This is a genomic window from Acidithiobacillus thiooxidans ATCC 19377, from assembly GCF_009662475.1.
In the GTDB taxonomy this organism is placed as follows: domain Bacteria; phylum Pseudomonadota; class Gammaproteobacteria; order Acidithiobacillales; family Acidithiobacillaceae; genus Acidithiobacillus; species Acidithiobacillus thiooxidans.
The window spans coordinates 686,289-701,311 of record NZ_CP045571.1 but is presented as its reverse complement, the minus strand read 5'-3'; the positions used below and the strand labels follow the sequence as shown (position 1 = coordinate 701,311).

Genomic DNA, 15,023 nt, shown 5'->3' with positions numbered 1-15,023 from the left:
CGCGCTCCTGGTTGAATAGTTAATTTAATGGACTAGAAAATGAGTGTTTAGACCGCACGCTTGAGTGTAGACCGGGAATGCTGATGCATGGGATATTGCATGGCTTTGGCATGCTGCGTTTCCTGATCCAGAATCGCTTTGGCACAAGTCGCACAACGCCCGCACTGGGAGGCCACACCTAACTGTTGGCGTAGATCCCGCATGGAACAGGCACCTTCACATACTGCCTGATGAATGTCTTTTTCGGTGACAACGTTACATAGGCATATATACATAGCTATTCTCATCAAAAGCTCTTACACAGCATTCAAACGCAAATGATAATGCATGTCAATAACATTACCCCAAAAAATGGCCGTTGGGTCTGCAGGCTTTGCAGCGACTTTTGTTTCGAGCCGTTGTTGTTCTTGGCGAAATCCTGCGCCCGTCAGGAGAGCTGTCTGAGCCCGCAGGGCGAGTTCTCTCCTGACAGCAGGATGAGCCGTAGAACAACAGGCAATGAACAATGGAGCAAAAAGCCTGCAGACCCAACGGCCATTTTTTAGGTTCAACAGTCATTCATCAGTCATTTTCTTGAGCTATGCTCGAAAGTGGTGTACGGGCGCGTTACAACTGGCTTGAATGAGGTGGCGTACTGTTGCTACAAAGGGTTTCCGACTCAAAGAGCAACATAAGGAGTACGCCGTGGAAAAGAATACCGTAATAGCAGGTGGGATGGGAGAGTTGGGTCTGGGCATTGAAGGGATACTTCGACGCGCGGCACGCTCTCTGATTGAGCAGGCCATAGAGGCAGAGGTGGCGGTATTGCTGGAAGAATTTGCGACGGTGCGGATGGTTGATGGGCGTCAGGCGGTCGTGCGTAATGGGCATCTGCCGGAGCGCGAGATCATGACCGCTCTGGGTCCGGTACCCGTCAAAGTACCCAAGGTGCGGGACCGCTCAGGATCGGGGATCAAATTCAATTCGGTACTGGCGCCTCCGTATGTACGCAAATCACGAACAGTAGCCGCTACAGTACCTTGGCTCTATCTGCATGGGGTGTCTTCCGGCCACATGCAGGAAGCCCTTTCCATTTTGCTGGGTGATGAGGCCAAGGGACTTTCACCTGCGGTGTTGGGACGTCTCAAGGCGGAGTGGGCGCAAGAGTATGCCCATTGGCAACACCGCTCCCTACAGGGAAAGCGCTATGCTTACTGGTGGGTAGACGGTATTTATACGAACCTCCGTGCGGAGGAGGATCCGCGTATCTGCCTGCTGGTGATTATCGGCGTGACGGCAGAGGGCAAGAAAGAGCTGGTCAGTGTCAGTGACGGCCTGCGCGAATCCAAAGCTTCCTGGCTGGAGATTCTGCGTGACCTGCAGGCGCGCGGTCTGGAGGCGGCCCCTTTGCTCGCCATTGGGGATGGTGCCATGGGGTTTTGGGCCGCACTGGATGAAGCCTATCCCGAAACTGGTCAGCAACGCTGCTGGGTGCATAAGACCGCCAACATTCTCAACGAACTTCCCAAAGCCCAACAGAGCAAAGCCAAGGCAGCGTTGCAGGAAATCTGGATGGCCGCCAATCGCCAGGCTGCGGAAAAAGCACTGGACGTGTTTGTGCGCAATTACCAGGCAAAGTATCCCAAGGCCGTGGCTAAACTGGAAAAAGATCGGGCTGAATTGCTCGCTTTCTATGATTTTCCGGCCGAACACTGGCGGCATATCCGGACCACCAATGCCATTGAGTCCACCTTCGCTACGGTACGCCACCGGACTACCCGGACGAAGAACTGTGTATCACGCAGCAGCTTTCTGGGATTGGGTTTCAAGATGCTGCAGCAGGCTGAAAAACGCTGGATTGGGATTTATGCTCCAGAGAAAGTCCTGCAGCTTTTTGCAGGGGTGAAATTTATCGATGGCTTACCGGCTAACCTCACCCTGCCGGATGATCAACAGACCGCCGCCTGATCTATGTCAGAAAATGCTCATACACCAGATTTGACTATAGCTCCATTTTCTTTCTACATCGGATGGCTTGGGAGTAAGATGTCGGGATTCTTTCATTCACAGCGAGACCCAAGCCCATGAGCCAAGCCCCCCATTCCACCCTGAATGCCGAAACCCTGTGCCAGATCAGCGAGGATATTCTGGTTCTCGCCCGCAAACAGGGGGCAACTGCAGCAGAAGCGGCAGCGAGTACGGGCAAGGGACTTTCTGTGACCGTCCGCCTCGGTGAAGTGGAATCCATTGAGTACAATCAGGATAAAGGAATGGGTGTGACGGTCTACCTGGGGCAGTCCAAAGGTAGTGCCTCCACCTCGGATTTTTCGCGCAAGGCCATTGCCGAAACCGTGGAAGCCGCGCTCACCATTGCCCGTCACACCTCCGCAGACCCCTTTTCGGGCCTGGCTGATCCGGAGCTTTTTGCCCGCGAGTTCCCTGATCTGGATCTTTATCATCCCTGGTCAATAGACGCCGATACGGCCGCAGAGTTGGCACGCCGTTGCGAGGCGGCTGCCCGTGATAGTGATCCACGTATTCACAATTCTGAAGGGGGAAGCCTGGGCACCAGCGAAGGCCTTTCCGTTTACGCCAACAGTCTGGGTTTTGTGGGGAAAAGACAATCGTCCCAGCATAGCCTGTCCTGCTCAGTCATTGCCGAAGATCTGAAAGGCGGCATGCAAAGGGACTACTGGTATGATGTAGCCCGCAATGCCAGCGCATTGGCCAGTCCGGAAAGTATCGGCAAAATTGCCGCCGAACGGGCGGTGCGGCGTCTGGATGCCCGTAAGCTACCCACCACCAGGGCACCGGTGATTTTTGAAAATCAGGTGGCTTCCAGCATCCTTGGACACCTGGCCAGTGCCATCAGTGGTGGCAGTCTATATCGTAAAAGTTCCTTTCTGTTGGACAGCCTGGGCAAGACCCTGTTTCCGGAACATATTCGCATTTATGAAGAACCTTTGCGCCCCAAGGGGCTGGGCAGTGCCAGCTTTGACTCGGAAGGCGTAGCCACCTGCAATCGCGACATTATTTCCGAAGGCATTCTGCAGGGATACATCCTCGACAGTTACAGTGGCCGCAAGTTGCAGATGGCGACCACCGGAAATGCCGGAGGTGTCCACAATCTGACCCTGGAGCCCGGCAGCCGATCACTGCAGGAAATGATCCGGGAAATGGGACGGGGTTTACTGGTCACCGAACTGATCGGTTTTGGGATCAATATGGTCACCGGCGACTATTCACGCGGTGCCGCCGGCTTCTGGATAGAAAATGGCGAGATTCAATATCCGGTTGAGGAGATCACCATTGCGGGGAGCCTGCAGGCCATGTTCAAGGGTATGCAGATGGTCGGCAACGACCTGCTTATCCATGGCAACACCGGCTGTTCTTCCATTCTCATTGACGAGATGATGATTGCCGGCGAGTAACCCCTATGGCCAAAAGCATGAGCAAAGCACTCAGTAGCAGGTAGGGCAGACTCCCCCAACGACCATAGGGAGTCTCTCCGGCCATGGGCTGCACCGAGCCGTTCAGCGTGCCCACCACAAATTGCGGAAGCTGGGTGCGGATTTCGCCCTGGGGAGAAATCAGCGTGGTGATACCGGTATTGGTATCGCGCACATCCGGTTTCTGCTCCTGACGGGACTGCATGGCAGCCATCTGCATACTCTGGGCGGCAGCAATACTATGCCCATACCAGGCATAATCACTGATATTGAGTAAAAAAGTCGCCCCTTCTCTGACCCCCTTACGGACATCACGGGAAAAAGATTCTTCATAACAAATGGTCATGCCAGCCTTTTGTCCGTCTACAGGCAGGACATAAGGACCATGCCCAAAGGAAAAACTCCCCAGACCCGGTAAAAAGTGGTGGACCAGAGGACCCAGCAGGTGCGGCAAGGGAATATATTCACCAAAAGGCACCAGATGTTCTTTCTGGTACCAGCGCAGGGGGGCTTTCCCGTCAATTTCCATGGCAGCGTTGTAGTATTTGCCATCTGCCAACTCGGGAATGCCGATAATCAGAATCTTGTGATTCCGCGCCGACCATTCCTGTAACTGACTAATCAGTTGAGGAATTTCCGTCTGAAAAATGGGAAAGGCGGTTTCCGGCAAAACCACCAGCTGGCTATTTTTGGGCGTCTGCAAAATCAGTTGTACGTAATGGTGCAGTATCTCGCTGATGGCTGCAGTATTCCATTTTTCGGTGATGGGAATATTACCCTGCACCAGGCTAACCCGAAGCTTGTGCCCGACGGGATGGGTGAAGCTGACTGACCCTGCCGCCAGAGCCAATCCGGAAAGCACCAGCAAGGCAGAAACGCCGCCGAGCAGTGCCCGTCTGGATGAGGATTCGCGCAACATCCATAACAAAATAGTGGCAAAACCGGCGGTGGCGAGCCCGACCCCATACTGCCCCAGCCAGGCGGAGAAACCACCCAAAAAAACATGGGTCTGCGTATATCCTGTGGCCAGCCAGGGGAAGCCCGTGAAGAACCGGGCTCGACACCATTCCGCAAATATCCACAACACCGGTAAGGCGACAAGACGCGCATTTCCCCGAAAAAAACGGATAGCCAGCCATAGGGCCAAAGCTGGATAAATGGCGCAATAAGCCGCCAGCAGCGCTACCGCCCCACCCGCAAGTAGCCAGTCCATATGGGCAAAATTGTGCAGGGTGACGGATATCCAGCTGACTCCGCTACAAAATGCCCCGAAACCAAAAGCGTACCCCAAAGCGGCAGCCCGCCGGGGACGTTCAGCTGTGGTAGCCAACCAGAACAGCGCAAATAGCAGAATGATAGCGAGAAACCAGGCATTAAAAGGGGCAAAAGCCAAAGGCCAGAGCACACCCAAAATTAATGCGGCCAGAAGCCGCAAAGGAAACGCCCATGTTTTGATGGAATCCTGAATCATGCACTATCCTGATCGGGCGATTCGGGCAGCGCTGCACTGCGCGGAGGAGACACCCGGACAATTTGTACCCGGCGTCGATCGGCTCTTAACACTTCCAGTCGCAAATTACCCTCCTCAATCACTTCGCCCACCCTCGGCACATGCCCGAGACGCGTAGCCACCCAGCCACCCAGGGTGTCCGCGTGTTCATCTGCCAGATGCGCCACAAAATGTTCATTGAAATCCTCCAGGGGAATCAGCGCATTCACCAGAAAGTCACCATCTTCCCGTGAGGCTATCATGACATCTTCGTCAATGTCATATTCGTCTTCAATTTCCCCGACGATGATTTCCAGCACATCCTCAATGGTAATAAGGCCGGCCACCCCGCCATATTCATCAACCACCACCGCCATGTGGTGGCGACCTGTGCGAAACTCATAGAGCAGGTGATCCAGATGCTTGCTTTCGGGAATAAACGTCGCCGGTCGTAACAATTCTCCCAAGCGCGGCAAGGACATGCCCGAACGACAGGCCTGGAGCAAATCCTTGGCCAGTAGGATGCCGCGCACGTCGTCGCGATCCTCTCCCACCACCGGAAAACGCGAGTGCCCGACTTCCGAAACCCTGGCGATGATTTCCGGCAATGGCATATCCATCTCAATCACTTCCATCTGAGCGCGGGGAATCATCACGTCACGGACGGTCAATTCGCCCATCCGGAAAATCCCATCCACCATGCGTGCCGCTTCGGCATCAATCACCTGACGCTCGCCAGCCTCCCGGATCAGATCCAGCAAACTATCCTGATCTTCCACATTGCCGCGCAGGGACTGGGTAAAGCGCGCCCACCAACTCCGTGGGCGCTCCTGGGTACTTCGATCTTCACTCATGTATTTGGTTCAGGTAAGGGTCGGCCACACCCATTTCAGCCAGCAATCGGGTTTCCAGTTGTTCCATGATCAGTGCTTCGTGGTCTTCGACATGGTCATAGCCCAACAAATGCAAGGTACTGTGAATCAGCAAGTGACGATAATGATTCAACAAAGTTTTCCCCTGCTCGGCCGCTTCCTGAAGCACCACGGCCGGGGCTATCACAATATCGCCCAACAGGTCGCGGCGGAACACTGGAGGCAGGGGATCCTGGGGAAAAGATAGACAATTGGTCGGTTTTTCCTGCTGCCGATAGTGGGCATTCAATCGGGTGATTTCGGCATTACTCACAAAGGCGAGGGAGATTTCGGCCATGCGCCCTGCGTCCGGGGATCGCGGAGTCGCAACCGTCAGCGCCTGAAGAATGGCAGTCCTGGCCTGGTTGCGGGAAGGAATAGAAGCTGGCTCCACGGAATCATCCGCAGATAGACGCAGATAAAGTCCGCTCATGCCTTATCCCCAAAGCGATCATAAGCCTGGATAATGCGGGCCACGAGCGGGTGCCGGACCACATCGGCACTTTCAAAAAAGACCATTTCCACGCCCGGCATGGCATCCAGCACATCCAGCACCTGGACCAGACCGGAAAGCTGGCCACGCGGAAGGTCAATCTGGGTGACGTCGCCAGTGACGACTACTTTTGCACCGAAACCCATACGGGTCAAAAACATTTTCATCTGCTCCGGCGTCGTATTCTGGGCCTCGTCGAGAATGATAAAGGCGTCGTTGAGCGTCCGACCGCGCATGTAAGCCAGCGGAGCCACTTCAATGATTTGCCGCTCGATGAGTTTTGCCACCTTCTCGTAACCGATCATTTCATGCAGGGCGTCGTAGAGGGGGCGCAAATAGGGATCCACTTTTTCACTTAAAGACCCGGGCAGGAAACCCAGCCGTTCACCGGCTTCGACGGCGGGACGCACCAACACCAGGCGGCGTACCTGATTGCGTTCGATCTGCTCGACGGCCGCTGCGACGGCCAGATAGGTTTTTCCCGTACCGGCCGGACCGATGCCAAAAGTCAGGTCATTATGGCGGATGGAATCCAGATAGCGGCGTTGACGCAATCCTCGACCCCGAATGGTCCCTTTGAGGGTTTGCACCCCTGGGGATTCCGAGACTTCATGAGTTTCAGACTCGGCTTCCACCTGAACACGCTGAATACATTGATGCACCCAGTGGCTGGAAAGCTTCCGGCCCTGAACGACCTGAGCATGAAGCTCTGCCAGAACGGTTTTTGCGGCCTGCACCGCCGCTTGTGGACCGGTAATATGAAAACGTTCCCCACGCGGGAGAATGACGACACCCAGCCGGGATTCCAGTTGCCGCAGATGACTGTCCAGTTCGCCGGCCATTTCCGACAAGTCAGCGGCGCTGGCCTGCTCAGCGATAAAATCACCATGACAGATGGCGGGATTCTTACTGGGAGGCTCCATGGGATTATACGGCAAGACGATGTGCCGCAGGATTGGACTGCGTCAGACGACCACGCAGGCTATTCGGCAAAGCGGTCGTAATTTCTATATTCATCATTTGTCCTGCCCAGTCAGGGTTGCCGGGCAGATTGACCGAGCGGTTGCAGGCGGTTTTTCCGGTCACTTCACGCGGATCACGGCGCGAAGGGCCGGTAATCAATACCGCCTGACGTGTCCCCACCAGACTCTGGGCGTAGGCTTGGGCCAAGCCGTTGATACGTGTCTGCAAAATGGCGAGACGGGCATCTTTTTCGGCTTCGGGGACACTGTCCTTGAGTTTCAGGGCGGGGGTATTGGGCCGCTGACTGTATTTGAAGGAGTAGGACTGGTCGAAACGCACGGCCTCAATCAAGTCCATGGTGGCCGCAAAATCTGCCTCGCTTTCACCCGGAAATCCGACGATGAAATCTGATGAAATCTGTATACCCGGACGCGCCGCCCGCAGGCGAGCAATTTTTTCCAGATATTGCTCGACACTATGCTTGCGGTGCATGCGCCGCAAAATCCGGTCTGAGCCGCTCTGCACCGGTAAATGTAAGTGCGGAGCCAGTTTTTCGATAGAACCGTGAGCGGCAATCAGGTCATCATCCAGATTACTGGGATGAGAAGTGGTGTAACGCAGGCGCAGCAAACCCGGAATACGGGCAAGCCTTTCCAGCAATTCGGCAAGGCCGCCCTCACCAATCAGGCCCGTCGCGCCGCGATACGCGTTGACGTTTTGCCCCAACAAGGTGATTTCACGCACCCCCTGATCGACCAGACTGCGTGCCTCACGGATAATATCGGGCATGGGACGGCTGTATTCCCGTCCCCGGGTATGGGGTACCACACAAAATGTACAAAACTTGTCGCAGCCTTCCTGAATGGTCAGGAAAGCCGTGGCACCATCGCGACCGGGACGCTGGGGCAGACGGTCAAATTTTTCGAGAACCGGAAAATCCACATCCACCTGAGGATGACGTTCAGCCACACAGGCATCGAGCAGATCGGGCAGACGGTGCAGGGTCTGAGGACCAAACACCAGATCGACGTAAGGGGCACGACGACGCAATTTTGCGCCCTCCTGACTGGCTACACAGCCTCCCACGCCAATAATCACTTCCGGACGTTTTTCCTTGAACGGACGCCAGAATCCCAATTGGGTGAATACTTTATCTTCAGCTTTTTCGCGAATGGAACAGGTATTGAGCAAAAGCACATCAGCCTGCTGGGGATCGTCTACCAATTTCAGTCCATGACTCTGCGCCAGCAGATCCGCCATGCGCTCGGAGTCATATTCATTCATCTGACAACCGTAGGTTTTAATAAACAGATTTTGCAATGCAGTTCCGGAAAAAGCGGCCTTATCACGATGATAGGGCCAGCAACCCGGATTGACAAGGGCCCTGTTTCGCTCAGTTTCGCTCAGTTTCGCTCTGCATGCCGCCCATGCTAGAGTATTGACCGTTCATATGGGTTCTGCGCAAATCCGTGCATTGCCCTTTATCCGGTGGAGAAAATCCATGTCCAGATCTTCCGGGCCGGCATCCCAGGCTTGGCACTTTACCCGCGAGTTTTTACGCGACCCCCAGGCCATAGGCGCGGTACTGCCCAGCTCTCCTTTTCTCGCCAGACGCATGGCCGCCATGGTCCCAGACGGACCGGGACTGGTGATTGAACTCGGACCCGGCATGGGGCCGGTCACCAAGGCCCTGCTCGCCCGGGGTATAGATGCCAGTGATCTGGTGTTGGTGGAACAGGCGCCAACGATGGTCCGCCATCTGCGCCACCTGTTTCCGCAACTGGAAGTCATCGAAGGCGATGCTGCGCGACTCCAGGAAATGATTGCCCATCGTGGCAAGGTCCGGGCTATTGTTTCCAGCCTGCCGCTGCGCACCATTCCCCGGGAAATCGTCGATCGTATTTTTCAGCAACTGCCGGCAGTCAGCCAGCAGGGCACGGTATTTATTCAGTTCACCTATCATTTCCGCAGTTCCTGCCAGGGCTTGCCCACTGAATTCCGGCGCGGACGCCCCGCCATGGTGCTGCGCAATTTACCTCCCGCCCGCATTGATCAGTTTATTTTTCACGGCAAAGGTTCGGTCTGATTTGCCCCGAATCATGGCTTACAAAACCGCAGCACTGAATCATGCGCCCAGGCATTTATGGCCCTGGTTGGCGCTCCCGGCATCGCTGACTGCAGCACTGCAGCGCGCCTATGGTCATACCCATCGGGTCACGGCGCTGCTTATGGGGAGTGGACGCCGGAAACCGACTTATAGTGAACAGCGGCTCCTGCATTTAAAGCGGGGCGAGCGAATTTTCTGGCGGGAAGTCCTTCTCCACGCTGGTAATCCGGATCGGCCCGCCATATGGGCTATGACCACCATACCGCTTTGCGGTCTGCGCCATGGTCTGCTTCCCCTGGCGCGCCATGGTTCCCGTCCCATCGGCAATACTCTGTTCCGGCATCGCCGCTTGCGCCGTTCCTCCATCACCATGGAGGCCTTGCCGCGCTTCGGCCAACGCGCCTGGCGACGACGCTCCATTTTACGCCGGGGTCATACTGAAGTGTTGGTTGAAGAACATTTCCTGCCGGACTTACCCCCTTGGGCGGGTCGAGGTCGACGCTGATGAATGATTTCATCCCGTTTCGTCAGCGTTTTTCCGCCTATCTGGCGCTGATGCGCATGGACCGCCCCATTGGTACGCTGTTATTGCTCTGGCCAACTTATTGGGGACTCTGGCTGGCGGCCAAAGGGACGCCTTCCCTGCGCCTGTTTGTGATTTTTACCCTGGGAACATGGCTTATGCGCTCGGCAGGCTGTGTCATCAATGATTATTTTGATCGGGATTTTGATAAACAGGTAGCACGCACCCGGCACCGACCACTGGCAGCAGGACTTATCAGTCCCGCTTCAGCTTTACGTCTTTTTGTATTGCTCTGCCTGATGGCTGCGGCTTTATTGCCCTTTTTGAATCTGCTCAGTCTGGCTTTGGCAGGTGGCGCGGTATTCATTACCATTACCTATCCCCTGTTCAAACGCTTCACCCATCTTCCCCAGGCTTATCTGGGCATTGCCTTTTCCTTTGGTATTCCCATGGCCTTTGCGGCAAGCACAGGGACCGTTCCGGCTATTGGCTGGTGGCTGATGCTCGCCAATGCCTGCTGGGTGGTCGCCTATGATACGGCCTATGCCATGGCGGATCGTCCGGATGATCTGAAGGCCGGTATCAAATCTACGGCCATTTTGTTTGGCCGCTGGGATCGTCATATCATCGCCGGTCTGCAACTGACCATGCTATGCATATTTGTCGGCATTGGCGTCAGCACGCAAATGTACTGGCCCTTTTGGATTGCCTTGCTCCTGGTGCTGCTTCTCGGCATTTATGAACAGAGCTTGCTGGGGGGAGACAGAGATCTGGCTTTTCGTGCTTTTCTGCACAACAACTGGATTGGGCTGGTGCTGTTTTGGGGAATAGTGGCCGGTTTAGCGCCATCAAGCAGCTTGCCCATACCGGGAGCCTGGGGCTGAAACGGAGCATCTTGTGCGTTTTTGAAAAACTTATACACAGTTTACTCATAAACCGACAAAAGCCAGAGCAGCACCGTTAAGTTGTTGTTGAAAGTCATCATCTAATTGTTTTCATTTATTATTTATCCTTGCCACTTTTTTGGGCAAGCCGGCTAAGGTCTTGAAGCACTAGGCATATGCGAGTTTTCCTGAGGTCCATGCACAGACTTATCCACAGAACTTGTGGGCAACTTTAATGCCCGCTGCGACGGCCTGCCTGCAAGTGGCTGTTTTGGGGCATCTGCCCCGGATATTTTCCTATGCCCTGCCGGAAAACCCGGAACGCCTGCCTCCCGGCGTACGCCTGCGTGTCCCTTTTGGTCAAAAAAGCCGTATTGGTATTCTGGTGGGATATGACCACTGTCCACCAGAAATCACCCTGAAACCCATCGAGGCTGTTCTCGATACGCGGCCCCTGCTGCCGGAATCTCTGCAGCAGCTTCTGAATTTTGGTGCGCATTATTACCAGCATCCCCTGGGCGATGTCTGGGCTGCCGCCCTCCCAGCGCTACTCCGTCAGGGTCGGCCTTTGCCAAGGCCCGCAGCACAGGCTTATCAACTCACCCGGCATGAACAGACGCCTGCCCGTCCCGGCAAACTGCAGGAAGCCCTGATAACCGTGCTCAGCACCTCAAGCCCTACTGCTGAAACAGAAGTACCAGCACGTTTACGTCCGGTCCTTCGCCAGGCACTTCACAACGGCTGGGTAGAAGCCCTCACTCTTCCCGCTCCCCGGGTAACTGTGCAACCGCTTCCCTACCCTCTGAATGCAGAGCAGCGCATTGCCATCACCCAATTACGGGCTACCCAAGGCTTTACGTGCTGGCTGCTGGATGGCGTTACCGGAAGCGGCAAAACCGAAGTCTACTTCGAAACAATCCGTCCCCATCTGGAAGCCGGTCGGCAGGTGCTTATTCTCGTCCCGGAAATCGGTCTTACCCCACAGCTGCTGGCACGCTGTCAGGCCCGCTTTGGCAAGGCAGCGGTCGCCGCACTGCATTCCGCCCAGACCGACACCGAACGTTTGCGCATCTGGGCATTGGCGGCCATGGGGCATATTCAACTGCTCATCGGCACCCGCTCCACTCTTTTTGTGCCCATGCCGCAGCTGGCCTGTATTGTCATTGATGAAGAACATGATCCCTCTTTCAAGCAACATCGGGGCTGGCACTATTCCGCCCGGGACATGGCCATTCAGCGGGCCAAACTGGAGAATATTCCGGTCATTCTCGGTTCGGCCACGCCCTCTCTGGAAAGTCTCTACAATGTCCAGCAGGGACGTTATCAAAGTCTGCAATTACGGCAACGCGCTACCAACGCGCCCCTGCCGGGCATCACGATTGTTGCTCTTCGCCGCCAATATCTTCAGGGGGGGCTCTCCAGTGATCTTCTGAACGCCTGCTCAGAAACGCTCGCGGCGGGAAATCAGGTCCTGCTGTTTTTGAACCGGCGGGGTTATGCACCCGCCGTACTCTGCCATGATTGTGGCCATGTCCTGCACTGCCCACGCTGTAGTGCCGCCCTCACCTGGCACCGCCACCAGCAACGCCTGCGCTGTCACCACTGCGGATACGAGTCACGCTGGCCTGAAGACTGTCCGGAATGCCACAGTACTGCGCTGATCACTGCCGGACAGGGAACCGAGCAACTGGAAGAAGTCCTGCGCCAACGCTTTCCCGATACGCCAGTCTGGCGGATTGATCGGGATGCATTACCCGGTCGGGAGGCTTTTTCCGCCGTACTGGAGCAAATCCATCAAAACCAACCTGCCATCCTGGTTGGCACGCAAATGCTCGCCAAAGGCCATCATTTTCCAGCCGTCACCCTGGTCGGCATCGTCAACACCGATCAGGGCCTGTTCAGTGCCGATTTTCGGGCTCCCGAGCGCTTGCTGCAGATGGTTCTGCAAGTGGCGGGACGGGCGGGTCGCGAAGACCGACCCGGACGAGTCCTTCTGCAAACACACCTGCCCCATCATCCCCTGATCCAGAAACTCAGTGAGGGAGACTATCAGCAAGCCGCCCGCTTACTCCTGGAAGAACGCCTGCAAGCAAGTCTTCCTCCCGGCACAGCCCTGACGCTGATGTGTGCTGAAGCCCATCAACGGGCAGCCATTCAGGCCTTTCTGGAAGCGGCAAAAGCCTGCGCTCCCGATTCGCTGGTAATCAGCGGACCGCAGCCTGCACTGCTGGAAAGACGGGCCGGTTTTGAGCGCGCTGAACTGTGGGTGGAAGCACCCACCCGCCAGATCATGCAGAAGGCTCTTAAAACCTGGTTACCCTGCTGCCAGCAGCTGCCAGAAGCCCGGAGGGTGCGCTGGTTTGTCGATGTCGACCCGCAATTCATGCTTTGATTCCGGCGTGATGGGTAAAAGCGCCTATATATTTTGGGTATGCGTGAAATTTATGCGACACTCGTAACAAATTCGAAGGAGTAAACATGCCCAAAAATGCCAAGCTCAAACTCTCCGATCCGTCAATAGAACGCAGTGTATTGTATGTGGGTGAAAAAGAGATCATTGCTGCCTCTACAGGAATTTTGAAAGAAGAAGGCTGGAGTATCATTTATGCACCCTCTTTAGCAGAGGCTCCCCAATACGCCAGCAAAAGCGGCGCGCTGGTTGGCGTAGTCGGCTTCAGCCAGAAAGAGTTCGTGGATCATGCGCATCGTGTCGAACTGATGCTCGCCCAGTCCACCATGCTGAAATGGATTGCCTTGATCCCCCCCAATGCCGCTGAACAACCGGCTTTCCGTCAGCTGATTGGTAGCGCATTTTATGATTATCACACCTTGCCTTTAGATGCCCTGCGTCTGTCCATCACCTTGGGACACGCATTTGGAATGGCAGAAATGACGGCTGACACCTTTCAGGGCGGACAGTGGGATCTTCACCATCATCCCGAAAGCCAGATGGTTGGCGCCAGTGACCAGATGCAGAAAATCTATCAGGAAATTCGCAAAGTCGCTGGCGTAGAAGCGCCCGTTCTCATCACGGGCGAAAGCGGGACGGGCAAAGAACTGACAGCTCAAGCTATTCATGAAAGGTCCACGCGTAAAGAAGGGCCCTTTATAGCCGTCAATTGTGGTGCTCTTCCTGCCAACCTGATTCAATCAGAATTATTCGGGCATGAAAAAGGTTCTTTTACCGGTGCCCATGAACGCAAAATCGGACGCATTGAGTCTGCCACTGACGGAACCCTTTTTCTGGACGAAATTGGCGACTTGCCGATGGACCTGCAAACCAATCTGCTGCGTTTTTTACAGGAAAAAACCATTCACCGCGTTGGTGGCCGTCAGGATATAGAAGTCAATGTCCGCGTGCTCGCTGCCACCCATATTAATCTGGAAGCAGCCATCAAGGACGGACGTTTCCGACAGGACCTTTACTACCGCTTGAATGTGTTGCAGATAAAAATGCCGCCTTTGCGTGATCGTGTGGGTGACATTCCCTTGTTGGCGCAATATATATTCACGCGCTTTTCGGATGAAAAAGCACATCGAGTCAAAGGATTCAGCGAAGAAGCACTCCATGCCATGAATCATTATGACTGGCCGGGCAATATCCGGGAACTCATCAATCGTGTCCGTCGAGCCATGGTCATGTGTGAAAAATTCCTGATTTCACTGGTTGATTTAGGTCTGGAGCGGCGCACCAATTCACGCATGCAGGTCACCCTGAATGAAGCCCGTGACAGTGCCGAAGCCAGTAGTATTCGTGGAGCACTGGCACAAAGTCGCGGCAGCGTCAGCATGGCTGCCCGCCAGCTGGGCATTTCGCGGGTGTCTTTATATCGCCTGATGGAAAAACACGGCATTTCCAAAAGCTGAATATACGCTAACAGGCTGATCAGCATAGCAACTTGCGCAGGGGCAGGTATATGCTATTCTTGAAAGTAGCCGGTTGGGCTATTTTTGATTATTTTGGGGTGTGAAATGGCGGTTGGTACAGTGAAGTGGTTCAATGACAGTAAGGGATTTGGTTTCATTACACCTGAAGATGGTAAGGAAGACGTGTTTGTGCACCATTCCGCCATTGAAGGTACGGGTTTCAAAACCCTGGCTGAAGGTGAAAGGGTCAACTTTGAAGTCACTCGTGGACCCAAAGGTCTGCAGGCCGAAAAGGTCCGCCGGGCTTAATTAGGGCTCAGCGTTAAAACCGGATGTTTCGCGCATCCGGTTTTTATAT

Annotated in this window: 14 protein-coding genes; 8 read left to right on the top strand and 6 right to left on the bottom strand. The window is 55.0% G+C overall.

What is annotated here, in order from left to right; genetic code table 11:
- Window positions 1–47: 47 nt before the first annotated feature.
- Complete coding sequence (locus GCD22_RS03730; RefSeq protein WP_081577173.1) at window positions 48–275, bottom strand: bacterioferritin-associated ferredoxin; 228 nt, start codon at window positions 273–275, stop codon at window positions 48–50.
- A gap of 439 nt (window positions 276–714) precedes the next feature.
- On the opposite strand from GCD22_RS03730, the gene GCD22_RS03725 reads away from it, so the two are divergent.
- Together GCD22_RS03725 and pmbA are read left to right on the top strand one after the other, a co-directional pair.
- Window positions 715–1,947 carry an IS256 family transposase gene (locus GCD22_RS03725; RefSeq protein WP_306670500.1) on the top strand — a complete coding sequence of 411 codons (1,233 nt, stop codon included), beginning with the start codon at window positions 715–717 and terminating at the stop codon, window positions 1,945–1,947.
- A 116-nt stretch (window positions 1,948–2,063) separates the two neighbouring features.
- A complete protein-coding gene (gene pmbA, locus GCD22_RS03720; RefSeq protein WP_081577174.1) occupies window positions 2,064–3,410 on the top strand; it encodes a metalloprotease PmbA in 1,347 nt (448 codons plus the stop codon).
- Here pmbA and lnt read toward each other — a convergent pair.
- The 5 genes from lnt to miaB are packed head-to-tail and all read right to left on the bottom strand — an operon-like array spanning window position 3,379 to window position 8,604.
- Window positions 3,379–4,899 (bottom strand): apolipoprotein N-acyltransferase, encoded by a 1,521-nt coding sequence (lnt, locus tag GCD22_RS03715; protein WP_153940441.1) that lies wholly within the window; start codon window positions 4,897–4,899, stop codon window positions 3,379–3,381. The two genes, pmbA and lnt, sit on opposite strands and share 32 nt — an antisense overlap.
- A complete protein-coding gene (locus tag GCD22_RS03710; RefSeq protein ID WP_010641994.1) occupies window positions 4,896–5,771 on the bottom strand; it encodes a CorC family transporter in 876 nt (291 codons plus the stop codon). The genes lnt and GCD22_RS03710 overlap by 4 nt, the downstream gene beginning before the upstream one ends.
- A complete protein-coding gene (gene ybeY, locus GCD22_RS03705) occupies window positions 5,764–6,261 on the bottom strand; it encodes an rRNA maturation RNase YbeY (protein WP_024893990.1) in 498 nt (165 codons plus the stop codon). Before ybeY ends, GCD22_RS03710 begins: the two co-directional genes overlap by 8 nt.
- Window positions 6,258–7,244 carry a PhoH family protein gene (locus tag GCD22_RS03700; protein WP_077218182.1) on the bottom strand — a complete coding sequence of 329 codons (987 nt, stop codon included), beginning with the start codon at window positions 7,242–7,244 and terminating at the stop codon, window positions 6,258–6,260. The genes ybeY and GCD22_RS03700 overlap by 4 nt, the downstream gene beginning before the upstream one ends.
- Before the next feature lie 4 nt (window positions 7,245–7,248).
- A complete protein-coding gene (gene miaB / locus GCD22_RS03695; protein WP_081577175.1) occupies window positions 7,249–8,604 on the bottom strand; it encodes a tRNA (N6-isopentenyl adenosine(37)-C2)-methylthiotransferase MiaB in 1,356 nt (451 codons plus the stop codon).
- 181 nt (window positions 8,605–8,785) lie between these two features.
- Here miaB and GCD22_RS03690 point away from each other — a divergent pair, with 181 nt between their 5' ends.
- The 6 genes from GCD22_RS03690 to GCD22_RS03665 all read left to right on the top strand — a co-directional run bounded on the left by GCD22_RS03690 (window position 8,786) and on the right by GCD22_RS03665 (window position 14,974).
- Window positions 8,786–9,370 carry a class I SAM-dependent methyltransferase gene (locus GCD22_RS03690; RefSeq protein WP_081577176.1) on the top strand — a complete coding sequence of 195 codons (585 nt, stop codon included), beginning with the start codon at window positions 8,786–8,788 and terminating at the stop codon, window positions 9,368–9,370.
- Window positions 9,371–9,383: 13 nt separating this feature from the next.
- A complete protein-coding gene (locus tag GCD22_RS03685) occupies window positions 9,384–9,896 on the top strand; it encodes a chorismate--pyruvate lyase family protein (RefSeq protein ID WP_031570402.1) in 513 nt (170 codons plus the stop codon).
- Window positions 9,896–10,798, top strand: coding sequence for a 4-hydroxybenzoate octaprenyltransferase (gene ubiA / locus GCD22_RS03680; protein ID WP_024893995.1), 903 nt, complete (start codon window positions 9,896–9,898; stop codon window positions 10,796–10,798). Before GCD22_RS03685 ends, ubiA begins: the two co-directional genes overlap by 1 nt.
- Window positions 10,799–11,033: 235 nt before the next feature.
- Window positions 11,034–13,190, top strand: coding sequence for a primosomal protein N' (locus GCD22_RS03675; protein WP_024893996.1), 2,157 nt, complete (start codon window positions 11,034–11,036; stop codon window positions 13,188–13,190).
- Window positions 13,191–13,276: 86 nt separating this feature from the next.
- Window positions 13,277–14,665 carry a sigma-54 dependent transcriptional regulator gene (locus GCD22_RS03670; protein WP_081577177.1) on the top strand — a complete coding sequence of 463 codons (1,389 nt, stop codon included), beginning with the start codon at window positions 13,277–13,279 and terminating at the stop codon, window positions 14,663–14,665.
- 105 nt (window positions 14,666–14,770) lie between these two features.
- Window positions 14,771–14,974 carry a cold-shock protein gene (locus GCD22_RS03665; protein WP_009564993.1) on the top strand — a complete coding sequence of 68 codons (204 nt, stop codon included), beginning with the start codon at window positions 14,771–14,773 and terminating at the stop codon, window positions 14,972–14,974.
- Window positions 14,975–15,023: the final 49 nt, after the last annotated feature.